Here is a 22,831-nt window from a genome sequence, read left to right as displayed (position 1 = left end):
GGGCTGGAATGCCGGAGCGTTTGACCGCTCCGGACTTGGGGGGAGCGTTAGAACGAACCTTCGAAAGAAACCGAAACCGTGCGCTCTTCACCGATGGTGTAGTACGGGTCGGCGTTGACGTAGGCGGTGGTTGGGTCGTAGTCAACAGAGGAGAACTGGGTGGTTTTCACGCCGCTCAGGTAGTCCTTGTCGAACAGGTTGGTCACCGACAGACGGATGGCCGCAGACTTCATCAGGTTCTTGTTCACCGGCAGGTGCACACCCAGGTTCAGGTCGGCGATGGCGTAGTCCGGGATGCTCTGGTCGTTGGTCATATCGCCGTACTGCTTGCCGACGTATTTACCCACGATGTTCGAGTAGTACCGACCGTTATCCCAACCCAGGCTGGCGTTGAACATGTTGCGCGGTACACCCGCCACGTCCTTGCCTTCAGTCGGCATATCGATACCGCGGTACAGCAAGGTGTCCTGCTGCTCGGACTTGGTGTAGGTGTACGAGGCGTAGTAGTTGAAGTCATGCGGCAACAGACCGCTCAACTCCAGTTCCACACCCTTGTTGATCACCGTACCGACGTTGAGCATCTCGTAGTCGCCTTCGGCAACGTTGTAGCTGGAGATCTGGCGGTCTTTGAACTGCAGGTAGAACAGGGTCGCGCTCAGGGCTACCTCATCGGTAGCGAAACGCCAGCCCAGCTCCTGGTTCCAGCTCAGCTCCGGTTTCAGGCTGATGGATTCACCCTTGTTGTAGAGCACATAGTTCGGCGGGGTACGCATATTGCGGGTCAGGTTGTAGAACGCCTGGTTCTCTTCGTTGACCTGGTATGCCGCACTGAAGCTCGGCAGGAACTCGTGGTAGGTCTGGTTACGCTTTTCCTTTTTCGCGGTCAGGCTGCCTTTGTTCTCGCCCTCGCGCTCGGAGTAGTCGTAGGCAATACCGGCAGTCAGGCTCAGGTCCGGCGTTACGCTCCACACGTCCTGGGCGAACAGTTTCTGCGCCGGGGTGACGGTGAAGTAATTACGGCCCTGAATCACGTTGCCATTGGCATCGACAATGGCGTTGCCGTCGTCATAGCCCGGCGACACATCAACGGGTTTGCCCGACTCGGTCAGACGGATATACGGCTGGCTCTGACGTTGGCGCGCACGCTCATACCAGTAGCCGGTGCTAAAGGTGTGTTCGTCGTTGATATCCCATTTGAGGCTGGTGTTGATCCCCGGACGCCAGGTTTCGGTGATCGAGGGCCGGTAGTACAAGCCGCTGTTGGGCGTGCCATCGGCGTTATAGGTGCCCGACGGGAGCAAGTTGCCCAGGTTGTAATTGCCGCCCGTGTTGGTGCTGGTACGGTTCAACGAATACGGCCCGCTGAAGTTGCTGAAGCTGCCACCGTTGGCCCAGTAGTAGTACGGCGCCACGGTGAGCAACAGGTCATCGCGCAACTGGAAGCGGCCGGTCAGGGATGCGGTGACGTTTTCGAACGGGTTGCGCATCAGCACCGAATAACCGGTGCCACGGTAGACACCGTTGACGCTGGTGCCGCTGCCCGTACGGATCTTGCCGTTGGCGTTGTAGCTTGGGCTATCCAGGTAGTCGAAGTCGCGGCCGTAGGTTTTGTACTGGGCCAGACTCGGGTTGGAATAGTTGTAGTTGTCCTGCTGGTGGTAGTTGATGATGGCATTGACCGAGTTGCCTTCGTGATCATCGAACAGGCTGTTCAAGGTCACCTTGTCAGCCCGCAGCACACCCTCACCGCGCCACTTGTCACCCTCGGTATGGGACGCCGAGATGTAGTTGCTCAGGCCGTTGTATTCGCCGGTGTTCAGGCGCACAAAGGTTTTGCGCAGGTTGTTGCTACCCACGGTTTGCTTACCGAACACACCGAAGTCTTTTTCCGGACGCAGGGTAACCAGACCGATGTTGCCACCTGAGGAGCCAATGTGCGGCGCGTCGATTTCCGAAGAACCCTGGGTGGCGAATACTTCGCCGAGGTTTTCCGGATCGCCCAGCAGGTTCGGGTACAGGTTGTAGTTACCCGAGTCGTTCACCGGAATGCCGTCGAGCGAAACGCCGACCTGGTCGGAGCTCATGCCGCGCATGGTGAAGTTGAAGCCGCTGAGACCCGTGGAGTCGTCACTGGACACGTTGATGCCCGGGGTGTACTTCAGCTTGTCGATGGCGTTGCCAGTCGGTGCCATCTTTTCCAGCGCTTCCTTGGTCACGGTAGAGCGCGCTTTCGGCGCCTCTTCCTTGACCATCTGGCCATTGCCCAGGGTTTGCCCGGTAACTTCAACATCACCGACATCGACCGTGTCTTCGGCCAGTGCAGCCGCCGTCCAGCCCCCAAGGCCGGCTGCAATGAACATCGCAAAAATTGGATTGAGTTTCACGTATTAACTCCTGAAATTTCTTTGGCAGGTGTCTGTTTTAGTTATGGTTTCTAGTTTTCTACGTTGTAAACAAAGGTGGCGGTGAAGCGGTATCTGTCCTTGCCCCCGAAGGCCTCCTGAGGAAACGGAGTGACCTTCTCCAAACGCCGCAAACTGGTTTGAGCCGCTTTGTTGAGCAGCATGTTTGTGGCTTTGGTCTCGATACCGGAGTCCACAACATTCCCGCTGCGGTCCACCACCAACCACACCACGACATCGCCCTCAGGGTGCTGAAGCGAGGCTTCACGACCCGTGGGGTATTTCTTGTAACGCTCTAAATCCGCGCGTAACGCCGCGGTGTAACGACCTTCAATGGCTGCTGCATCAACCCGCGGTGCCGCTGGCGGGGCCGGTGCAGCAACGGGTGCAGCGACCGGAGCTGCCTTCGCTACCACCGCTTGTGGCGGCGTGGGCGTTGGCGTAGCTGCTGGTGCGGGCTTGGCCACCTGCGGCTTGGGCTTCGGTGGCTGCGGCTTGGGCTCCGGCGGTTTCGGCTTGGGCTTGGGCGGCGGCTCGGGTAACTCCACCACCGGTTCCGGGTCCGGCTCAGGTGGTGGTTCGGGCAACGGCTCAGGCTCAGGCGGCGGTGGTGGCGGAATCGGTTCCGGCTGCAACTCGGCCGGTTCGATCAACGCCACCTCGACGGTGCTGTCGTCGTACTTCGGGGTGATTTTCAGGTCCGCCTTCAAGGCGCTCTGAACGGCCACCGCGAGCAGACAGATAGCCGGCAGACAGGCGAGTGCTTTGCGGGATTTGAAGAAGAGCGACATGGCTTACAGCTTTCTCGTGGCGATGGAGACGCTGGAGAAACCGTTGCTTTTCAGCAGGTCCATGACCGCGACCAGGCGACCGACTTCCACCCCTTCATCGCTGTTGAGGATGATCACCAGCTTCTGGTCAACGTTTTCCAAGGTCTTCAGTTGCGCAACGATGGCGTCTTCTGCCATGTCCTGGCCGTCGAGTTGCAGACGGTCATTCAGGCCCAGGGTGATCACCGCCTTGTTCTGCGGTTTCAACTGCTGGGCATGGGCCGCACCCGGCAACTGGGTCTTGATACCCAGGGCCGGAATCACGTTCAGGCTGATCAGTACAAAAAACACCAGCAGGAACATCATCACGTCGATCATCGGGATGATCTCGATATGCACGCGCTTCTTTTTCGGTTCTTCCCAACTACGCATTGCTTGCACTCCACCTTTTCTTCGCCAGCCCCGCTGCAACCGCAGCGCGACTACCTCGACATCGTTGCGAGAGCTTCAGCACATTGCATGCCAAAACTGTCACAGGCGTCAGGAATACAATAGAAGGAGGAGGTTACAGTTTAATTAAGTGGGCTTTGCGGCAGCGATGGAGCGGGGAAAGGTACGAAATGGTTACTTTCAATGCTGGGTCTAAAACCGGAGTTAAGCCCCATAAACGCTCATTAAATGATCATTTGTGCACCGATATCGCCCTTCTGGTCGCGCTCAAGCCTTAAAGCGGCGTAATCGAAACATAATTGACATACGTGACAGGTATTAAGGGCGGGCCCGCTGGATTTTGTCGCCACTGCCAGCATTCCCGGCATGCCGCTTGCTGACGGCACTGGCTCACTTTCCAGATAACGAGGTTGTCGTGCGTATTCCCCACTTATCCCTGGCTGCTGTTTTCTCCCTGCTGCTGCTTGGCTGTGCCAGCCAAGCACCGCAATCGGCTATCCACTGGATCACTCTCGAGCGGCTGGCTGCGAGCATCCAGAAGGACGCGCCGATGGCGGTCGGTTTCGATATAGATGACACCGTGCTGTTCTCCAGCCCGTGCTTCTATGCCGGGCAGCAGAAGTACTCGCCGGGTAGCAACGACTACTTGAAGAACAGCGAGTTCTGGAAGGAAACCAATGGCGGCTGCGACCGCTATTCGCTGCCCAAGGAGGCGGCGCGCGCGTTGATTGCACTGCACCAGCGCCGTGGCGACAGCATCTACTTTATTACCGGGCGGCCACACACCGAAGGCGAGCAACTGAGCGCAATCCTGCAGCAGACCTTCGCCATCAAGAATATGCAGCCAGTGGTATTCACTTCCGGGCCGGAGAAGACCCGCTTTATTCACGACCGCGGCCTGCACCTGTACTACGGCGACTCGGATGCCGATATCACCTCGGCCCAGGCCGCCGGTGCCCGCGCCATCCGCGTGATGCGCGCGGCCAACTCCACCTACCAGCCGCTACCGGTCAACGGCGCGCTGGGCGAAGAGGTGCTGGTGGACTCGACGCACTAAAGCTCCAAGCGGGCCTTAGCGCGGGCGGATGCCGTCAATGATCAGGGCCTGCAGACTGCCCAGCACCTGCTCGAAGAAGGCCGGGTCGTCCAGGGTGCGGCCGGTGATGGACTCCACCTGCACGCGGAAGTCGGCGTAGTGCTGGGTGGTCGCCCAGAGGGAAAAGATCAGGTGATAAGGATCGACCGGTGCCAGCCGGCCGGACTCGCTCCAACTGCGGATCACCTCGGTCTTACTGTGCACCAGGTCGCGCAGCTCGTGTTGCAACTCGCCACGCAGCAGCGGCGCGCCCTGGATGATTTCCAGACAGAACAAGCGTGACGCCGCCGGCTCGTCACGGGACAGTTCGAGCTTCAGGCGCAGGTACTCACTGATCGCCGCCAGCGGTTCCATCTCCACGCTCAGCGCCCGCAGCGGTGCCAGCCAGACACTCATCAACTGATGCAGCACCGCCAGGTACAGCTCTTCCTTGCTGCCGAAGTAATACAGCAGGTTGGTCTTCGACACATCGGCGCGCACCGCCACCTGATCCAGGCTGGTGCCATGCAGGCCGAACTGGGAAAACAAGTCGATGGCGGCAGCGCTGATGGCCGCGCGCTTGCTTTCCATTTGCCGTTCACGCCGAGCCAGCGTCGCCGCACTAGGGATGCGCACGGCCTTGCCGGCACTCGGTGGATCTTGCTCGGCCATACAGCCTCCTTGTTGAACCCGCGCCACGATAGCCAAAACGGCTGAAGCTGTCAGTGCGCACGCCTCTTTTGCGGGCAGCGTGCACAAACCAGGCGCTCTAAAGCAGACCAACTGGTCTGCGCTAAGACTTCGCAAAACCCCAAGCCGCTGTTTTCCCTGCAATTTTCATTTTTGGCACAGTCCGTGCTCTTTCCCCTGCGACCTCACGCCGCACCAACGTGCCGCGATCATGCGGGCATTGCCCCGTAAAAAGCGCAATCAGGGAGCTATCTCTATGAAAGTTGGCGTCTTTATTCCCATCGGCAACAACGGCTGGCTGATCTCCGAGACCGCCCCGCAGTACATGCCGACCTTCGAACTGAACAAACAGGTGGTGCAGCGTGCCGAGCACTACGGTTTCGACTTCGCCCTGTCGATGATCAAGCTGCGTGGCTTTGGCGGCAAAACCGAGTTCTGGGAACACAACCTCGAGTCGTTCACCCTGATGGCGGGCCTGGCGGCGGTCACCAGCAAGATCCAGTTGTTCGCCACGGCGGCCACCCTGACCCTGCCGCCAGCCATCGTCGCGCGCATGGCCTCGACCATCGACTCGATCTCCAACGGCCGCTTCGGCATCAACCTGGTCACCGGCTGGCAGCGCCCGGAATACTCGCAAATGGGCCTGTGGCCGGGCGATGAATTTTTCGCCACCCGCTACGCCTACCTCGCCGAATACGCCCAGGTGCTGCGTGACCTGTGGACCACCGGGCACAGCGACCTCAAGGGCGACTACTTCACCATGGACGATTGCCGTGTCAGCCCGCGCCCGCAGGCCGATATGAAGATTATCTGCGCCGGCTCCAGCGATGCCGGCATGGCCTTCTCGGCGCAATACGCCGACTACAACTTCTGCTTCGGCAAAGGCGTGAACACCCCGGCCGCCTTTGCACCGACCACCGAACGGCTGCGTCTGGCCACTGAGAAAACCGGGCGCGCGGTGAACTCCTGCGTGCTGTTTATGCTGATTGCCGAAGAAACCGAGGCAGCCGCCCGCGCCAAGTGGGAGCTGTACAAAGACGGTGCCGATCAGGCCGCGTTGCAGTGGCTGGGCGACCAGGCCGCGGTGGATACCCGCTCGGGTAGCGATACCAATGTGCGGCAGATGTCCGACCCCACCTCGGCGGTGAATATCAATATGGGTACCCTGGTGGGCTCGTTCGAACAGGTGGCCGCCATGCTCGATGAAGTGGCGGCGGTGCCCGGCACCGAAGGGGTGATGCTGACCTTTGACGACTTCGTCGAGGGCATCGAGAAATTTGGGCAGCGTATCCAACCGCTGATGAAGTGCCGTATCGACATCAACGAAGCCGTGAAGGAGATCGCTTGATGAGCGCGACCACCGTATCCAGCTACGCCCTGCCGGTTGATGCCAGCACCCCGCTGACCTTGCCCGCGCGCCCCGAGCCGCTGCAACTGCGCGCCAGCCAGACCGCGTTGATCGTGGTCGATATGCAGAACGCCTACTCCACCCTCGGCGGCTACCTCGACCTGGCCGGTTTCGACGTATCGTCCACCGGCCCGGTGATCGAGAAAATTCAGGTCGCCCTCGCCGCCGCCCGCAAAGCCGGGGTGCAGGTGATCTTTTTCCAGAATGGCTGGGACTCGAATTACGTCGAAGCGGGTGGTCCGGGCTCGCCGAACTGGCACAAGTCCAACGCCCTGAAAACCATGCGCAAGCGCCCCGAACTGCAGGGCACCCTGCTGGCCAAGGGCGGCTGGGACTATGAGCTGGTGGATGAGCTGCAACCGCAGCCCGGCGATATCGTCATGCCCAAACCGCGTTACAGCGGCTTCTTCAACACCCCGCTGGACAGCATCCTGCGCGCCCGCGGCATCAAGAACCTGGTGTTTACCGGCATCGCCACCAATGTCTGCGTGGAGTCGACCCTGCGCGATGGCTTCTTTCTCGAGTACTTCGGCGTGGTGTTGGCCGATGCCACTCACCAGGCCGGCCCGCCCTCCGCCCAGGAAGCGGCGCTGTTCAATATCGAAACCTTCTTCGGCTGGGTGTCTTCGGTCGATGACTTCTGCACCACCTTTCGCCCCTCACAGGAAGCCTGATCATGCCCAAGCAATCGATTATTCCGCCGGGTACCGGCAAACCGCTGGCCCCTTACGTACCGGGTTCGCTGGCCGATGGCGTGCTCTATGTCGCGGGCACATTGCCCTTGGATAAAGACGCCAATGTGGTGCATGTCGGCAATGCCACCGAGCAGACCCGCCATGTGCTGGAAACCATCAAGGGGGTGGTCGAGGCCGCTGGCGGCACGATGGACGACGTCACCTTCAATATGATCATGCTCAAGGACTGGGCCGACTATGCGGCCATCAATGCGGTATACGCCGAGTATTTTGCCGGTGAGAAGCCGGCGCGTTACTGCATCCAGTGCGGCTTGGTAAAACCCGAAGCGCTGATCGAAATCGCCTCCATCGCCCACGTCGGCAAATAACCGGGAGGCGTCGGCATGCACTACGAAATCCACGGCAATCCGGGAGCCAGCCAGACCCTGGTGCTGTGCTCCGGGCTGGGCGGTTCGGCCGGCTACTGGACGCCGCACCTGCCGGCCCTCAGCGAGACACTGCGGGTAATCAGCTACGACCAGCGCGGCACCGGACGCAGCCCGGCGGCGTTGGCCGAAGGCTATTCGATTGCCGATATGGCCGATGAACTGCTGGCCCTACTCGAACGCCTGGACGTGCAGCGCTGCGCCTTTATCGGTCACGCCCTCGGCGGCCTGGTCGGCCTGCAGATCGCCCTGCAACGGCCCGAACTGCTCCAGCGTCTGCTGCTGATCAATGCCTGGGCGGCACCCAATGCCCACAGCGCACGCTGCTTCGAGACGCGCATCCAATTGCTCAAGCACTGCGGCGCGGCAGCCTATGTCGCGGCGCAGCCGCTGTTCCTTTACCCACCGACCTGGATTGTGGCCAATGGCGAACGCCTGGAAGCGGACCTCGCCCATGCCCTGGCGCACTTTCCCGGCGAGGCCAACACCCTGGCGCGCATCGCCGCCCTGCGGGCCTTCGATATCAGCGCCCGGCTAGGTGAAATCCGCGTGCCCACCCTGGTTATGGCCAGCCGCGACGACAGCCTGGTGCCGTGGACGCAGTCGCTACAGCTGGCTGAAGGGCTGGCCGACGCCCGCCTGGAGGTCCTCGATTTCGGCGGCCATGCCTGCAACCTGACCGAACAGGCGGCCTTCGAAACCAGCGTGCTGGATTTTCTCCAGCCACCTGCCTGAACCGCCCGGAGAACAGCATGCGCCCTGCCCTGGAAACCCCCGAGCCGCCTTGCGTGCTCAAACACGATTACCGCGATGCCATGGCCCGCCTGGGCGCGGCGGTGAATGTGATCACCACCGACGGCCCCGGCGGGCGTGCCGGCTTTACCGCCTCGGCGGTGTGCAGTGTGACCGACGAGCCGCCGACTCTGCTGGTCTGCCTCAACCGGGGTGCCTCGGTGTACGACAGCTTCCGCGCCAATGGCGTGGTGGCGGTGAATGTTCTCGCCCACGGCCAGCAGGCGCTGTCCAATCTGTTCGGTGGCAAAACCCCAATCGACGAACGCTTTGCCGCCGGCCAATGGCATCAGCAGGTAACCGGTGCCCCGCTGCTGGATGGCGCACTGGTGGCCTTCGACTGCCGGGTGATAAATAGCAGCCCGGTCGGCACCCACGACATTCTGTTCTGCGAAGTGCTCGCCATCCGCCACGGCGAGCAGGGCAAAGGCTTGATGTACTTCGAACGCGCCTATCACCCACTCGGTGCCTGAACGGGCGGCAATCCCCCCTCCAGCAGAGGAACCCAGCCTTGCGGACAACTGTCTGGATAAAGGCGGCACCTGCTGGATTTACTGCGCAGGTCAACCGGGTCGCGGCCTGGAGCGGCGCATGAGCGGTGCAAAAGGGCCAGCCAGGGCAATTGTCGACATAGCTGGCACTTTGCCACGTAACTAGGCATTCTTAATCGCTTTTACCCGTAGCTCGTGCGCGTCTGCTAGCGTCCTAGTAGCTGCCCCCTTTCTCTATATAAGCCGTCAGAGCAGGACTCTTGCCCGTGCCCCGATTGTTCACCCACCAGCGCGCACCCGGCGACTCACTCGCCACCACCCTGCCCAATTCGGTCAAGGGTGCATTGGTGGTGCTTGTGGTGATGATGCTCGGCCTGCTGTTCTGGCAGCTGTATCAGGAACTCAATCAGGGCGAAGAAACCCGCCAGAAGCGCGAGCAGGAATACGGCCAGCAACTGGCCGAACATATGGGCCTGAGCGTCGAAATGCGCGCCCACGCCGCCCTCGCCCTGCTCACGCAAACCGCACCACAACCGCCAGCTGCGGATAAAAGCCAGCCACTGCTGGACAGCATGCGCGGCATCTTCCCGGCGCTGAGCAGCCTGGTCTGGCTCGACCGTGACGGCCGCGTGCTGGCCGACACCCAGCCCGACTCCCATGATCAGGCCTTTATCAGCAGCCTGTTCCAGCGTCATCAGAATCAGCCCTATCAGTACCTGTTCAACCCCGACGGCGACGGGCAGATCTACGCCTTTCTGCCCAAGGGCAAGGGCGACGGCTTCTGGGTACTGCGCATGGGCCTTACCCACCTGCGCCGCAGCATCCGTGAGTTCTACCGCAGCGACCACCGCTGGCAACTGGAAGACCGCCTGAGCCAGCAGGTGATTGCCACTCAGCCAGCCGAGGCCGATGAGCACGTGCGCCCGGTCAGCGCCTTCGAACGGGCCAACACCGTGCAAGTGGTGGCCCTGCCCGGCACCGAGCTGATGGTGCGCAGCGTGCTGGACAAGCATCGCGCCTGGACCGACCAGCTGTCAGCGGTTACCGGCAAGTTCCTGCTGTTTATGGCCTGCGCCCTGCTCACCCTGCTGGCGTTGTTCCGCCTGCTGCGCGAACAGAGTCGTCTGCGCGACATGACCACCGCCTCGCGGCGCGAACTGCGCGATGCCGCCACGGCACTGGGAGCCATCGAGGAGCGGGTGATAGTCACCGACGTGCGCGGCCATGTGCGCTACCTCAATCCGCAGGCCGCGCAGTTGTTCGGCCTGTCCGGCGCCGACGCGCGCGGCCGCCATCTGCTCGACCTGCTGCCCAGCCTCGACCCGCTGCTGATGCAAGACAGCGAACCGCACGACGACTTCAGCCCGGTGTGGATCGAACTCGACCAGCATCAGCAGCAACGGGTGTTCAGCGTGACCCGCAGGCTGTTCAAAGATGGCAAGGAACACAGTCAGCCCGGGCACGTCTGGGTGCTGCGCGATGCCACCGAACAGCAGCAGGCCCTGCATATTCTCGAAGACACCCGGCGTCGCTATCAGGATATTTTCGAAGGCAGCGGCGTCGCCCACTGCGTGCTCGACCTGGCGGACCTGCGCAGCTACCTGCATGTGCATGACATCGAAACCCTCGACCAATTCGACCACTGGCTGCAGATGCACCCGCAGCTGCACGACGAGCTGATCCAGCACCTGCACATCACCGAAATCAACCAGGTGGCGCAGCAACTGCTGGGCGTGGAGTCGACTCAGGAGCTGTGGAACCACCTGGTCGACGTCGGCCCGATTACCCCGGAAAACGTGCGTTACCAGTTGATCGGGGCGGTGCTGAGCAAGCAGCGGCAGATCGAGCTGGAAAGCCAGATCGTTACCCCCCAGGGCCACGAGCGCCATCTGTGGCTGGTACTGCGTCTGCCAGAGCAGAACGACGACTTCCATGCCGTGACCGTAAGCATGAACGACATCACCAGCCGCAAACGCATCGAACTGTCGCTGATCGAGCGCGAGCGTTTCTGGTCCGATGTGGTCCGCGCCGTGCCCGACACCCTGTACGTGCACGACATGACCAACCGCCGGGTGCTGTTCAGCAACAACCGCCTTGGCCAGCAGTTGGGCTACAGCGGCAAAGAACTGCGGGAGATGGCCGGGCACTTCTGGGAGGTGGTGCTGCACCCTGACGACGCCGAGCAGTACGCGCGCATGCGCACCCTGCAACAGGTGGTCAGCGACGGCCAACTGCTGCAGTGCCACCTGCGCTGGCGCCACCGCGACGGCAGCTGGCACTGGTTCGACATCCGCGAACAGGCCCTGAGCCGCACCGCCGACGGCCGCGTGCACCGGCTGATCGGCGTGGCCAAAGACGTGACCGAACAGATCGAAGCCAGCGAGCTGTTGCGCAACAACGAACGGCGCTACCGCCTGCTGGCGGAAAACATCAGCGACGTGATTTTCACCACCAACGACAGCCTGCAGCTGGACTACGTCAGCCCCTCGGCCATGGCCATGTTCGGTTACTCGCCGGAGTGGATCATTGCCAACGGCTTCCATCCCCTGGCTGCCAACCCCAATCAGTTGTCGGATGTCGACCAGCTACTGATCCGCGTACGCGGTGCCCTAAACGACCCGCAGAAACTACGCGAGCTGCGCCAGCAGTTGGCGACTCGCCTGTATATAGTCGATTGCGTGCGCGCCGATGGCCACAAACTGCCCACCGAGCTGCGCATGACCCTGATGTGGGATCAGGACGGGCGCTTCGAAGGTTTGCTCGGCGTGGGCCGCAATATCAGCCAGCAGCGCCGCGCGGAAAAAGACCTGCGCATGGCGGCCACGGTATTCGAGCATTCGACGGCGGCGATTCTGGTCACCGACCCGGCGGGCTATATCGTCCAGGTCAACGAGGCGTTCAGCCGGGTCAGCGGTTATTCCAGCCCCCAGGTGCTCGACCAGCAGCCGGGCATGCTGATGGCCGACCGCCAACAGACCAGCCACCAGGCCTATATCCTCAGCCAGCTGGCGCAGAACGGCAGCTGGGAAGGCGAGGTGTGGCTGAAACGGCGCAACCAGGAAAACTTCCCGGCCTGGGTCGGCATTACCGCTGTGCATGACGACGAGGGCGACCTGGTCAGTTACGTCAGCTTCTTCAGCGATATCAGCGAACGCAAAGCCAGCGAACAGCGCATTCACCGCCTGGCCTATTACGACGCGCTGACCAACCTGCCCAACCGCACCCTGTTCCAGGACCGTCTGCACACCGCCCTGCAGCATGCCGAGCGGCATCTGGAGTGGGTGGTGCTGATGTTCCTCGACCTCGACCGCTTCAAGCCGATCAACGATTCCCTCGGCCATGCCGCCGGCGACCGCATGCTCAAGGATGTGGCCCAGCGTCTGGCCGCTTGCGTGGAAGTGGAAGACACCGTGGCGCGCATGGGCGGTGACGAATTCACCCTGCTGCTGCAAGCCCGCGACACCCGCGACGGTGCCCTGACGCGGGCCATTCATGTCGCCGAGCAGATTCTCGCCAGCCTGGCGCAGCCGTTTATTCTCGAAGGCCGCGAGTTCTTCGTCACCGCCAGTATCGGCATTGCCCTCAGCCCGCAGGATGGCGAAGAGCTGAGCCAACTGATGAAGAACGCCGACACCGCCATGTACCACGCCAAGGAACGCGGCAAGAACAACTTCCAGTTCTACCAAGCGGCTATGAACGCCACGGCCCTGGAGCGTCTGGAGCTGGAAAGCGACCTGCGCCACGCCCTCGACCAGCAACAGTTCGTGCTCTATTACCAGCCTCAGTTCAGCGCCAACGGCCAGCGTCTGATCGGTGCCGAGGCCCTGCTGCGCTGGCAACATCCACGCCGCGGTCTGATCGCGCCGAACGAGTTTATTCCGGTGCTGGAAGAGCTCGGCCTGGTGGTGGACGTCGGCGACTGGGTGCTGGTGGAAGCCTGCCGGCAGATGAACGCCTGGCAGGCTGCCGGTGTGCGGGTGCCCAAAGTCTCGGTCAACCTGTCCGCCCGACAATTCGCCGAAGGCCAGTTGGGCCAGCGCATTGCCAACATTCTGCACAGCAGCGGCCTGAGCCCGAGCAGCCTGGAGCTGGAGCTGACCGAAAGCATCCTGATGCACGACGTGGAAGAAACCATGCAAGTGCTCAAAGGCTTTAAACAGCTGGGCCTGAGCATCGCCGTCGACGACTTCGGCACTGGCTATTCCTCGCTCAACTACCTCAAGCAATTCCCCATCGACGTGCTGAAGATCGACCGCAGCTTCGTCGACGGCCTGCCCAGCGGCGAACAGGACGCGCAGATTGCCCGCGCCATCATCGCCATGGCCCACAGCCTGAACCTGGCGGTGATCGCCGAGGGCGTGGAAACCCAGGAACAGCTCGACTTCCTGCGTGAACACGGCTGCGACGAAGTGCAGGGTTACCTGCTCGGCAAGCCGATGACCGCCCATCAACTGGCGGCGCAGTTCAGCGGCAATGCGCTGTTTATGCTGAGCTGAAGCGTCTACGCCGGCACTTTTCAACATAATGAGCGGCACTTGTCCGGCACATGACCGACTGTCATGTGCCAGAAAACGACCTTTGGGGTAGAATCCGCGCCTTCTTCGGGTTCGCCTTTGTTGTTCTGGGCACGCCCACAAAGCGTTTGATCAAATCTTGCCCAGCTCACTCTTAGGAGACAGCCATGTTTAGTCGCTCGACCACTATCGCCAACTACGACGCCGAACTTTTTGCCGCCATGGAGCAAGAAGCTCAGCGCCAGGAAGAGCACATCGAGCTGATCGCCTCGGAGAACTACACCAGCCCGGCGGTGATGGAAGCCCAGGGCTCGGTACTGACCAACAAGTACGCCGAAGGCTACCCGGGCAAGCGTTACTACGGCGGCTGCGAATACGTCGACGTGGTTGAGCAGCTTGCAATCGATAGAGCCAAAGAACTGTTCGGCGCCGACTACGCCAACGTCCAGCCGCACGCCGGCTCGCAAGCCAACAGCGCGGTGTACCTGGCCCTGCTCAACGCTGGCGACACCATCCTGGGCATGAGCCTGGCCCACGGTGGTCATCTGACCCACGGTGCCAGCGTTTCCTCCTCGGGCAAGCTGTACAACGCCGTGCAGTACGGCATCGACGGCAATGGCCTGATCGACTACGACGAAGTCGAGCGTCTGGCCGTTGAGCACAAACCAAAAATGATCGTCGCCGGTTTCTCGGCTTACTCCCAGGTTCTGGACTTCCCGCGCTTCCGCGCCATTGCCGACAAAGTAGGCGCTTACCTGTTCGTCGACATGGCTCACGTAGCCGGTCTGGTTGCCGCTGGCGTGTACCCGAACCCGGTGCCGTTCGCCGACGTGGTCACCACTACCACCCACAAAACCCTGCGCGGCCCGCGCGGCGGCCTGATCCTCGCCAAGGCCAACGCCGAGATCGAGAAGAAGCTCAACTCCGCCGTATTCCCGGGTGCCCAGGGCGGCCCGCTGGAACACGTGATCGCCGCCAAGGCCATCTGCTTCAAAGAAGCGCTGCAGCCTGAGTTCAAGGTTTACCAGCAGCAAGTGATCAAGAACGCCCAGGCCATGGCCAGCGTATTTATCGAGCGCGGCTTCGACGTGGTTTCCGGCGGTACGCAGAACCACCTGTTCCTGCTGTCGCTGATCAAGCAGGACATCACCGGTAAAGACGCCGACGCCGCACTGGGTCGCGCCTTTATCACCGTGAACAAGAACTCGGTGCCTAACGATCCGAAATCGCCGTTTGTGACCTCCGGTCTGCGTATCGGCAGCCCGGCTGTCACCACCCGTGGTTTCAAAGAAGCCGAATGCCGCGAACTGGCTGGCTGGATCTGCGACATCCTCGCCGACCTGAGCAACGACGCGGTGATCGACGCCGTGCGTGAGAAAGTCAAAGCGGTCTGCGCCAAGCTGCCTGTGTATGGCAAATAAAAGCGGTAAGTAAGCTTTCGCAGAAACGAAAAGCCCGGCCATGTGCCGGGCTTTTTTGTGGGTTGGTTTTTTTAGGAGCGGCTTCAGCCGCGATTGGCCGGACCTGAAAAAGACGCCTAGGGCATATGACCCGAGCTCAAAAACTCGCGGCTGAAGCCGCTCCTACCGGTGTACGGGGTTGCATGTGAGATCGCCTCAGCCGGCCACCAGCTCGGCAAACCCCGCGCGAATCTGCTCTTCCGGCAATTGATCACCAATAAACACAATCACGCTTTCGCGCACACCGTCTGCCTCCCACGCACGATCCCAATCAAACCCATACAGACGCAGCACGCCCTGGAACACCATGCGTCGGTCTTCCCCGGCAATACTCAGCACGCCTTTGTAGCGCAGCAACGAATTGCCGTGCTCCTCCAGCAGGGTTTCCATAAAGGCGCTGAGCTTGTCGATATCCAGAGGCTCGGCGCTTTTCAACACCAGAGTGCCGATGCGGTCCGGGCTGGCCGCTGGGGTCAGGGGCCGCAGGCTGATGCCGGCGGGAATATCGTCGTTGAGGTTGAAGCCGCGTACATCCAGCAGCTCGGCCAGATCGATACGGCCATGCTCCACCACGCGGATCGGTGCCCGGCGGTTGATCCGCCCCAGGCGCTGCACCAGCGCTTGGTAATGGGCGTCGTCCACCAGGTCGCGCTTGCTCACCAGAATGCGGTCAGCGAAGCCGACTTGCGCCTGGGCAATCGGCTCGGCCAGGTGGCGCTCGGCATTGGCGGCGTCCACCAGGGTGATGATGCCGTCCAGCACATAGCGCTCGCACAACTCCTCTTCGGCGAAGAAGGTCTGCGCCACTGGTGCCGGGTCGGCCAGACCGGTGCACTCGATCACCAGCCGGTCAAACGCCAGCTCGCCGCTATCGAGGCGGTCCAGCAGCAGGTACAGGGCCTTTTCCAGCTCGACATGAATGGAGCAGCAGACACAGCCATTGGCCAGGGTCATCACCTGCACCGGCTCACTGCCGAGCAATTGCCCGTCGATGGGGGTGTCGCTGAACTCGTTTTCGATCACGGCGATTTTCAGGCCATGCTCGGCCTTGAGGATATGCCGCAGCAGGGTGGTCTTGCCGGCACCGAGAAAACCGCTGAGCACGGTGACGGGAATGGGTTGGGTGGTGGCCATAAAGAAACCTTGAAGTCTGGGTACCGAAAATAAACGCGCCACGACTAGCGTGGCGCGAAGGTAATGCCCGGAGGCTCAGCAGCAGCGAATCGGCCGCCCTTTGCCGCCACCGTAACGGGCTTCCTGACGCTCGCGGAAAAACTCCTCGTAGGTCATTGGCGGTGTGTCCGGGTGCTTGTTGGCCATGTGCTCGACGTAGTTGTCGTAGTCGGGCATGCCTACCAGCATGCGCGCGGCCTGCCCCAGGTATTTGCCCATGCGACTCAGGTCATTGAACATGGTCTGTCCTCAATTAGGCGGACCGGCATAACACCGGCCCGCAGCCACATCAGATATGGCGCTTTATAGGTGGGGAATAGGTTCGAACGGGGTTTCCTTGTCGCTGCGCTCCGGACGAACCCAGGCTTCACGACCCACCTTGATGGCATAGAACAGCACGCTGAATACCACGAACAGGAACAGCACCGTAAGGGTGGCGTTGGTGTAGGCGTTGAAGATCACGTGCTGCATCTGCTCGGCGTCCTTGGCCGGCGCAATCACCTGGCCGGCGGCCAGGGCGTCGCTGTACTTGCGACCCAGGGCGACAAAGCCCACTGCCGGGTTGCTGTCGAACAGCTTGATCAGGCCGGCGGTGGTGGTGCAAATCAGCAGCCAGGCCGCTGGCAGCATGGTGACCCACACGTACTGCTGACGCTTCATTTTGATCAGCACCACGGTACCCAGCATCAGCGCGATACCGGCGAGCATCTGGTTGGAAATACCGAACAGCGGCCACAGGGTGTTGATACCCCCCAACGGATCGACCACCCCCTGGTACAGCAACCAGCCCCACATCGCTACGCAGCCACCGGTACCGATGATATTGGCACCCCAGGAATCGGTCTTGCGCAGCGCCGGCACAAAGTTACCCAGCAGGTCCTGCAGCATAAAGCGTCCGGCACGGGTACCGGCGTCCACGGCGGTGAGGATAAACAGCGCCTCGAACAGGATCGCGAAGTGGTACCAGAAGGCCATGGTGTTTTCACCCGGCAGCACCTGGTGGAGGATCTGCGCGATACCGACCGCCAGGGTCGGCGCACCACCGGCACGAGCCAGGATGGTGGTTTCGCCGATATCACGGGCGGTGGCTTCCAGCGCCTCCGGCGTGATCAAAAAGCCCCAGCTGCTGACGGTGGCAGCCACCGACGCCACATCCGCACCGACCACGGCGGGCGGGCTGTTCATGGCGAAGTACACGCCCGGCTCGATCACCGAAGCCGCAACCATGGCCATGATCGCCACGAAGGATTCCATCAGCATGCCGCCGTAACCGATGTAGCGGGCGTGGGACTCACTGGCCAGCAGCTTCGGCGTGGTGCCGGACGAGATCAGCGCGTGGAAGCCCGAGACTGCGCCGCAGGCGATGGTGATAAACAGGAACGGGAACAGACCGCCCTTCCACACCGGGCCGGTGCCATCGACGAACTGGGTCAGCGCCGGCATTTTCAGCTCCGGCATCACGAACAGGATGCCCAGCGCCAAGGCGATGATGGTGCCGATTTTCAGGAAGGTGGACAGGTAATCCCGGGGTGCCAACAGCAGCCAGACCGGTAGTACCGAAGCCACAGCACCGTAGCCGATCAACATCCAGGTGATCTGAAGGCCGGTAAAGGTGAATACCGGAGCCCACTCGGGGCTGGCAGCAACCTGGCCGCCCATCCAGATGGAACCGAGCAGCAGCACCAGGCCAACCACCGAGATCTCACCAATGCGGCCCGGGCGTACATAGCGCATGTACAGGCCCATCAGCATGGCGATAGGAATGGTCGCCATCACCGTGAACATGCCCCATGGGCTGGAAGCCAGGGCTTTCACCACGATCAGCGCGAGTACCGCGAGGATGATGATCATGATCAGGAAGGCACCGAACAAGGCGATGGTGCCGGGCACCTGGCCCATTTCCTCGCGCACCAGCTCGCCCAGGGAGCGGCCGTTACGGCGGGTGGAAATGAACAGCACCATAAAGTCCTGCACCGCACCGGCGAGGATTACCCCGGCGATCAGCCAGAGGGTGCCGGGCAGGTAGCCCATTTGCGCCGCAAGCACCGGTCCGACCAGAGGGCCGGCACCAGCGATGGCCGCAAAGTGGTGACCGAAGAGGATGTGTTTGTTGGTCGGCACATAGTCCAGACCGTCGTTGTTAAGTACAGCAGGGGTTGCGCGGTTAGGGTCCAGCTGCATCACCTTGTTGGCGATAAACAGGCTGTAGTAGCGGTACGCAACCAGATAGAGGGCCACAGCGGCCACCACTATCCACAAGGCATTGATGGCTTCACCGCGGCGCAAGGCCACGACACCCAAGGCACCGGCGCCCACTACTGCCAGCACTGCCCAGGGCAGATGGCGTAAGACGCTATTGTTATTGTTCATGGAAAACTCCGAATGGATGGACGTACAAGCGGCCTTTCGAGTTTAGACGCTTCTGTGCCGCACGGTATCCGACGTTGGTCTAGACGGATTGGCCACAGGCACTTGCCCCGCCTGTAAGCACCTCTATTCAACTGCGCTAATTAGTGTGGGCAACTGCCTACGGCAACTTTACCGGACAGCTCACCCGCCAACTTAATAGCAAAGTCGCTCGCGCGCCTATTCAGGCGTTAATCAACACGTACCAAATGCCGTTGATTACTCGCCAACTGAGTTTTTTCATCTCTATAAGCCACAAATATACAAGACGAAACCCACGCTCCTGCGCGATGCATATTCTATTTAAGTCCTCCCTTCAGATTGAAAATCGCCGCTCATTTCAATGCATCAATCTGATCAAAAACTTTCCCCATGAAGCCAAGATCCAAACTCTGCGTATCTGATCAAAGCCACTCCCCCCGCCCCCACTCCGGCACATTAAATAAATGGCTCTGTATAGGCCTGATCAGCCAACTACTAAGCACGGCCTTATATGCAGCTGATTTTCCGCAACCGGTAACTCCGGTCGACAGGGAACTCGACTTACAGAACAAACTGCGCCAGCAGGAAGAAATAAACCGAAAGCTGGATAAAAACCGCCGCGGCTCGGTATTGCAACAATTACCCGAACCCGTGGTGCCGCCTGAGCCATTCCCCGCCGATAGCGGGCCTAAGTTTCTGATCCACACCATAACCATCGATACCGGGGAGTTCTCCGCCCTGGCCGTGGATGTCAGTGACATATTGCCGCGCTATCAGGAGCGTGAACTGGGCAATATCGAACTGTTTGCGCTGATTCGTGATGTAACCAACCGCTATGCGGAGCAAGGTTACGCCACCACCACCATTGGCCTGATACCGAAAAACATCAAACAGGGCACCGTTGCCCTGCAGGTCAATTGGGGCTGTGTGGATGGCTGGCTGATCAATGGCCAGCCGCCGCAAGGTATCCAGGAACAACTGATTACCGCCACGGCAATGCCCGGCGTGGTTGGCAAGCCGCTGAATATCCACCAGGTCGACCAGATGGTGGAAAACCTCAACAACGCGGCGAAAACGGCACGCGTCGATATCCAGCCGTCCCCCCGCGTGGGTTACTCCTATTTGAATCTGATCACCGAAGGCAAAGGCCTGCCAACGGTGAGCTTGCGTGGCGACAACTCCGGGCTGGGCAGCCCGAGCAACGGCCGCTACCGCTATACGGTCGCCACCAGCCTCAGCGATCTGCTGCTGGGTAATGACACCCTGGGCCTGAACCTGAGCTCGCGGCGCTACCTGGTGGTTGAAGACAATTCCGAATACACCGCCGGTGCCAGCTACAGCGTGCCGTTCGGTTACTCAAAAGTCGATCTGCGCTTCAACCACTCGCAGTACGAGAAACTGTTGCCGGGCGGCAGTTACGGCAGTTACAGCAGCAGCGGCAACTCGCAAACCTATTCCAGCAAGTTCACCCAGGTACTGACCCGGGAGAAAACCCAAAAGCTCTCGGCCTCGGTTGAGTTGGTACATAAAAGAAACGTCAACCATCTAGAGACAACCCGCCTGCGCACCAGCAGCGTGCCGTACAGCAGCCTGGCGTTTGGCCTGGAACATGTCACCCAGTTTCTCGGTGGCTCGTTGTACTCCGATATCACCTATAGCAAAGGTCTCTCGGCATGGGGTTCAGCCCAGTCGGCCTATGAAGGCAAAGAAGCGCCCAAGACCGGGGATCGTCAATCCAAGAACTTTCAAAAGATTGCCTTCAATAGTGCCTGGTCACGCCCGTTCAATTGGTTGGAACATGACTTCAACTTCTCCTCGCGGCTTGGCGGCCAATATTCCAAAGACAATCTGCTGACCGCAGAGAAAATCGGCCTCGGCGATGAATTCACCGTACGTGGTTTTCGTGGCCCACCGCTGTGGGGCGATCAGGGTATTTATCTTTCCAATACCGTCACCCTGCCACTCAACTTGCTCGGCGGCACAGTATCGCCATTAATCGGCCTGGACTCCGGTTATGCCCGCGATATTACCTATCAACAAAACAGCGGCGGAATTACCGGCCTTGCCATTGGTGCCAGCGCAAGTTGGCGTTATGGCGGTGCGTCGTTAACGCTCGGCGTACCACTTGCCATGGATGAAGCAATAAAGGACAGCACGGATGCGTCAGTTCTTTACCTGAGTACTTATCTGACTTTCTAGTGCGTTTCTTTATTTCCCACTCCTGGCTCTTTAATAATGAACAAACATTCTTTTCGTCTGATATTCAGTAAAACCCTCGGTTGTCTTATTCCTGTCGCCGAAACAACCCACTCACAACACAAACCTGGACAAACCCGGGGCCCCTCCAGGTCGGCTCCGCGCAGGGCAACACTGGTTTTAAAAAGCCTGCCGATGGCCTTGTTGGCCTTACTACCGCATGCCTTCGCCCAGGTCGTCGTCGAGCCTGGCCAATCCACCACCATTAGCCAGTCCGGCAATTCGGTGCCGGTGGTGGAAATCGCCAACCCCAATAGCAAAGGTCTGTCGCGTAACCGCTTTACCGAATTCAACGTCGATCAGCCCGGCCTGATCTTCAACAACAGCCTGCGCGACGGCGTCAGTCAGATTGGCGAGCAGGTGATGCATAACCCCAACCTGAGCAGCGAAGCCAAGGCCATCCTCGCCGAGGTCACCGGCAACAATCCCAGCACCATCGCCGGCACGCTGGAGGTGTTCGGCGGCCGGGCCGATATCCTTATCGCCAAGGCGATATCGAGCTGAACGGTGTCAACCTGCAGGGCGGCAAGGTGGCGCTGGACTCGGCCGGCAAAATCATTCAGCGCGCCGCGCAAGCCACCAGCAGTTCCAGCTCCAGCAGCGATACCCACCGTGCCGGTATTACCGGTGCCGCCAGCGTCGGCCCCATGGGCGCAGGTATGGGTGCCTCCGTGGGTGCCGACGGTAGCTACGACCGCACCAAATCCAGCGCCACCACCTACAGCAATGGCTTGATCAGTGGTGCCGAGGTCAGCATCAAGGCCAAGGGTGATCACAATATGGAAGGGGCCAATATCAGCGCCGGCCACCTTGATTACGATATTGGCGGTACGCAGAACATCACCAGCAAGCAAAACACCTCGACCATGGAACATGAGCGCGGCAACTGGAGCGCCTCGGCCGGGGTGGCCATCGCTACCACCGGCGGCGTGGTACCGGTTGCCAGTGCCTCCGCCTCGGGCGGCAAGGATTACGACAACAGCAAGCTCACCGGAAAGCAGGCCGGGATAGACGCCGGCTCGATGAACTTCCATGTGGCAGGCGACCAGAACCTGACCGGCGCACATATCGTTTCCACCTCCGGCCAAGGCTCGTACAAGGTGGACGGCAAGACCACCGCCAGCAACCTTGAAGACTCCCGCGACAAAGATGGCGGCTACGGCGGCGGCGGTGGCGGCATGAGCAAATCCGGCATCCCCAGCGTAGTGGTCGAAGCCGGGCGCGTGGATCAAGTGAAGTACAACGCCACACAAAAAAGCACCGTCGATATCGGCAACATGACAATGAATGTGGCGGGCGGCGTCAGCGGCGACCTGAACCGTGACGCCAGCAAACAAGTCGCGGTAAGCAAAGACGAGAAAATTGCCGGCACCGATATCCGTATCGAAATCTCCGCGCCCTCGGTCGCCAAGAAAAGCAAAAAAGGCACTGACGGCGCTGCTGATATCGACGGAGCAACACCGTCACGGCCACGTACACCTGATGCGGATTACTCGGATTCAGGCAGCACCCGTTCCCGTGGCTACGAGACGCAGGAACGCACCATGGACCTCGGTTCGGAAAGCTCCGGTTCCACCCGCTCCCGCGGTTCCGAAACACAGGAACGCACCATGGACCTTAGCTCGGAAAGCTCCGGCTCTACCCGCTCCCGTGGTTCCGAAACACAGGAACGCACCATGGACCTCAGCTCGGAAAGCTCAGGCGGCACCGAAAGAGAGGATATATCTACACGCTTCGGACCAGGAGCCTCTGACCCTATCCCAACCCGCTCGCCGGGCTCCAATAGAGAGGAGATCTCTACTCGCTTCGGACCGGGAAACTCTGACCCTATCCCAACCCGCT

At 60.7% G+C, this 22,831-nt stretch carries 18 protein-coding genes and 1 pseudogene; 12 read left to right on the top strand and 7 right to left on the bottom strand.

Features of this window, described 5'->3' with window-relative positions; translation table 11 throughout:
• Nucleotides 1–47 precede the first annotated feature (47 nt).
• From ACVW0Y_RS14250 to ACVW0Y_RS14240, 3 genes are read right to left on the bottom strand one after another with little or no spacing between them, the layout of a single operon-like run.
• A complete protein-coding gene (locus ACVW0Y_RS14250; RefSeq protein ID WP_457438977.1) occupies nt 48–2,384 on the bottom strand; it encodes a TonB-dependent receptor family protein in 2,337 nt (778 codons plus the stop codon).
• Nucleotides 2,385–2,434: 50 nt separating this feature from the next.
• Nucleotides 2,435–3,193: an energy transducer TonB family protein gene (locus tag ACVW0Y_RS14245; protein WP_457438976.1), complete on the bottom strand. Its 759-nt coding sequence runs from the start codon at nt 3,191–3,193 to the stop codon at nt 2,435–2,437.
• A gap of 3 nt (nt 3,194–3,196) precedes the next feature.
• Nucleotides 3,197–3,604, bottom strand: a complete 408-nt coding sequence (locus ACVW0Y_RS14240; protein ID WP_457438975.1) for an ExbD/TolR family protein — start codon at nt 3,602–3,604, stop codon at nt 3,197–3,199.
• A gap of 433 nt (nt 3,605–4,037) precedes the next feature.
• On the opposite strand from ACVW0Y_RS14240, the gene aphA reads away from it, so the two are divergent.
• Nucleotides 4,038–4,679, top strand: coding sequence for an acid phosphatase AphA (aphA, locus tag ACVW0Y_RS14235; protein WP_457438974.1), 642 nt, complete (start codon nt 4,038–4,040; stop codon nt 4,677–4,679).
• Nucleotides 4,680–4,694: 15 nt separating this feature from the next.
• Here aphA and rutR read toward each other — a convergent pair whose 3' ends face one another.
• Nucleotides 4,695–5,369 carry an HTH-type transcriptional regulator RutR gene (gene rutR, locus ACVW0Y_RS14230; protein WP_457438973.1) on the bottom strand — a complete coding sequence of 225 codons (675 nt, stop codon included), beginning with the start codon at nt 5,367–5,369 and terminating at the stop codon, nt 4,695–4,697.
• 274 nt (nt 5,370–5,643) lie between these two features.
• On the opposite strand from rutR, the gene rutA reads away from it, so the two are divergent.
• From rutA to glyA, 7 genes are all read left to right on the top strand, one after another.
• Nucleotides 5,644–6,735, top strand: coding sequence for a pyrimidine utilization protein A (gene rutA / locus ACVW0Y_RS14225; RefSeq protein WP_457438972.1), 1,092 nt, complete (start codon nt 5,644–5,646; stop codon nt 6,733–6,735).
• Complete coding sequence (gene rutB, locus ACVW0Y_RS14220; RefSeq protein WP_457438971.1) at nt 6,735–7,469, top strand: pyrimidine utilization protein B; 735 nt, start codon at nt 6,735–6,737, stop codon at nt 7,467–7,469. Before rutA ends, rutB begins: the two co-directional genes overlap by 1 nt.
• 2 nt (nt 7,470–7,471) lie before the next feature.
• Complete coding sequence (gene rutC, locus ACVW0Y_RS14215; RefSeq protein ID WP_457438970.1) at nt 7,472–7,858, top strand: pyrimidine utilization protein C; 387 nt, start codon at nt 7,472–7,474, stop codon at nt 7,856–7,858.
• Between the two features lie 15 nt (nt 7,859–7,873).
• Nucleotides 7,874–8,650, top strand: a complete 777-nt coding sequence (rutD, locus tag ACVW0Y_RS14210; RefSeq protein ID WP_457438969.1) for a pyrimidine utilization protein D — start codon at nt 7,874–7,876, stop codon at nt 8,648–8,650.
• A 17-nt stretch (nt 8,651–8,667) separates the two neighbouring features.
• Nucleotides 8,668–9,180 carry an NADH-dependent FMN reductase RutF gene (gene rutF, locus ACVW0Y_RS14205; protein WP_457438968.1) on the top strand — a complete coding sequence of 171 codons (513 nt, stop codon included), beginning with the start codon at nt 8,668–8,670 and terminating at the stop codon, nt 9,178–9,180.
• 278 nt (nt 9,181–9,458) lie between these two features.
• Nucleotides 9,459–13,694 carry a bifunctional diguanylate cyclase/phosphodiesterase gene (locus ACVW0Y_RS14200; protein ID WP_457438967.1) on the top strand — a complete coding sequence of 1,412 codons (4,236 nt, stop codon included), beginning with the start codon at nt 9,459–9,461 and terminating at the stop codon, nt 13,692–13,694.
• A gap of 185 nt (nt 13,695–13,879) precedes the next feature.
• A complete protein-coding gene (gene glyA, locus ACVW0Y_RS14195; protein WP_457438966.1) occupies nt 13,880–15,133 on the top strand; it encodes a serine hydroxymethyltransferase in 1,254 nt (417 codons plus the stop codon).
• Nucleotides 15,134–15,328: 195 nt separating this feature from the next.
• On the opposite strand, the gene yjiA is transcribed toward glyA, so the two are convergent.
• The 3 genes from yjiA to ACVW0Y_RS14180 all read right to left on the bottom strand — a co-directional run bounded on the left by yjiA (nt 15,329) and on the right by ACVW0Y_RS14180 (nt 18,715).
• Nucleotides 15,329–16,306: a GTPase gene (yjiA, locus tag ACVW0Y_RS14190; protein WP_457438965.1), complete on the bottom strand. Its 978-nt coding sequence runs from the start codon at nt 16,304–16,306 to the stop codon at nt 15,329–15,331.
• A 75-nt stretch (nt 16,307–16,381) separates the two neighbouring features.
• Nucleotides 16,382–16,585 (bottom strand): YbdD/YjiX family protein, encoded by a 204-nt coding sequence (locus ACVW0Y_RS14185; RefSeq protein ID WP_271196936.1) that lies wholly within the window; start codon nt 16,583–16,585, stop codon nt 16,382–16,384.
• Nucleotides 16,586–16,648: 63 nt separating this feature from the next.
• Nucleotides 16,649–18,715 (bottom strand): carbon starvation CstA family protein, encoded by a 2,067-nt coding sequence (locus ACVW0Y_RS14180; protein ID WP_457438964.1) that lies wholly within the window; start codon nt 18,713–18,715, stop codon nt 16,649–16,651.
• 648 nt (nt 18,716–19,363) lie between these two features.
• On the opposite strand from ACVW0Y_RS14180, the gene ACVW0Y_RS14175 reads away from it, so the two are divergent.
• From ACVW0Y_RS14175 to ACVW0Y_RS14160, 4 genes and pseudogenes are all read left to right on the top strand, one after another.
• Nucleotides 19,364–20,932: a ShlB/FhaC/HecB family hemolysin secretion/activation protein gene (locus tag ACVW0Y_RS14175; RefSeq protein ID WP_457438963.1), complete on the top strand. Its 1,569-nt coding sequence runs from the start codon at nt 19,364–19,366 to the stop codon at nt 20,930–20,932.
• A 36-nt stretch (nt 20,933–20,968) separates the two neighbouring features.
• Nucleotides 20,969–21,100: pseudogene (locus tag ACVW0Y_RS14170) on the top strand (ESPR domain-containing protein); the annotation flags it as partial.
• Between the two features lie 24 nt (nt 21,101–21,124).
• Nucleotides 21,125–21,493, top strand: coding sequence for a two-partner secretion domain-containing protein (locus tag ACVW0Y_RS14165; RefSeq protein ID WP_457439090.1), 369 nt, complete (start codon nt 21,125–21,127; stop codon nt 21,491–21,493).
• 26 nt (nt 21,494–21,519) lie between these two features.
• A partial coding sequence (locus ACVW0Y_RS14160) for a hemagglutinin repeat-containing protein (RefSeq protein ID WP_457438962.1) occupies nt 21,520–22,831 on the top strand: 1,312 nt, incomplete at its 3' end.

It is taken from the genome of Pseudomonas sp. TE3786 (assembly GCF_054057335.1).
Note: the sequence above shows the minus strand (reverse complement) of the source record. Positions and strands in the feature narration are given on the sequence as shown.

What these genes read in the sequence shown, in the direction of transcription:
- ACVW0Y_RS14165 (WP_457439090.1), top strand. Translation starts at nt 21,125, where the DNA reads ATGGCCTTGTTGGCCTTACTACCGCATGCCTTCGCCCAGGTCGTCGTC.
- ACVW0Y_RS14240 (WP_457438975.1), bottom strand. Translation starts at nt 3,604, where the DNA reads ATGCGTAGTTGGGAAGAACCGAAAAAGAAGCGCGTGCATATCGAGATC.
- yjiA (WP_457438965.1), bottom strand. Translation starts at nt 16,306, where the DNA reads ATGGCCACCACCCAACCCATTCCCGTCACCGTGCTCAGCGGTTTTCTC.
- rutA (WP_457438972.1), top strand. Translation starts at nt 5,644, where the DNA reads ATGAAAGTTGGCGTCTTTATTCCCATCGGCAACAACGGCTGGCTGATC.
- rutB (WP_457438971.1), top strand. Translation starts at nt 6,735, where the DNA reads ATGAGCGCGACCACCGTATCCAGCTACGCCCTGCCGGTTGATGCCAGC.
- rutD (WP_457438969.1), top strand. Translation starts at nt 7,874, where the DNA reads ATGCACTACGAAATCCACGGCAATCCGGGAGCCAGCCAGACCCTGGTG.
- glyA (WP_457438966.1), top strand. Translation starts at nt 13,880, where the DNA reads ATGTTTAGTCGCTCGACCACTATCGCCAACTACGACGCCGAACTTTTT.
- rutF (WP_457438968.1), top strand. Translation starts at nt 8,668, where the DNA reads ATGCGCCCTGCCCTGGAAACCCCCGAGCCGCCTTGCGTGCTCAAACAC.
- rutC (WP_457438970.1), top strand. Translation starts at nt 7,472, where the DNA reads ATGCCCAAGCAATCGATTATTCCGCCGGGTACCGGCAAACCGCTGGCC.
- ACVW0Y_RS14180 (WP_457438964.1), bottom strand. Translation starts at nt 18,715, where the DNA reads ATGAACAATAACAATAGCGTCTTACGCCATCTGCCCTGGGCAGTGCTG.
- ACVW0Y_RS14245 (WP_457438976.1), bottom strand. Translation starts at nt 3,193, where the DNA reads ATGTCGCTCTTCTTCAAATCCCGCAAAGCACTCGCCTGTCTGCCGGCT.
- rutR (WP_457438973.1), bottom strand. Translation starts at nt 5,369, where the DNA reads ATGGCCGAGCAAGATCCACCGAGTGCCGGCAAGGCCGTGCGCATCCCT.
- ACVW0Y_RS14185 (WP_271196936.1), bottom strand. Translation starts at nt 16,585, where the DNA reads ATGTTCAATGACCTGAGTCGCATGGGCAAATACCTGGGGCAGGCCGCG.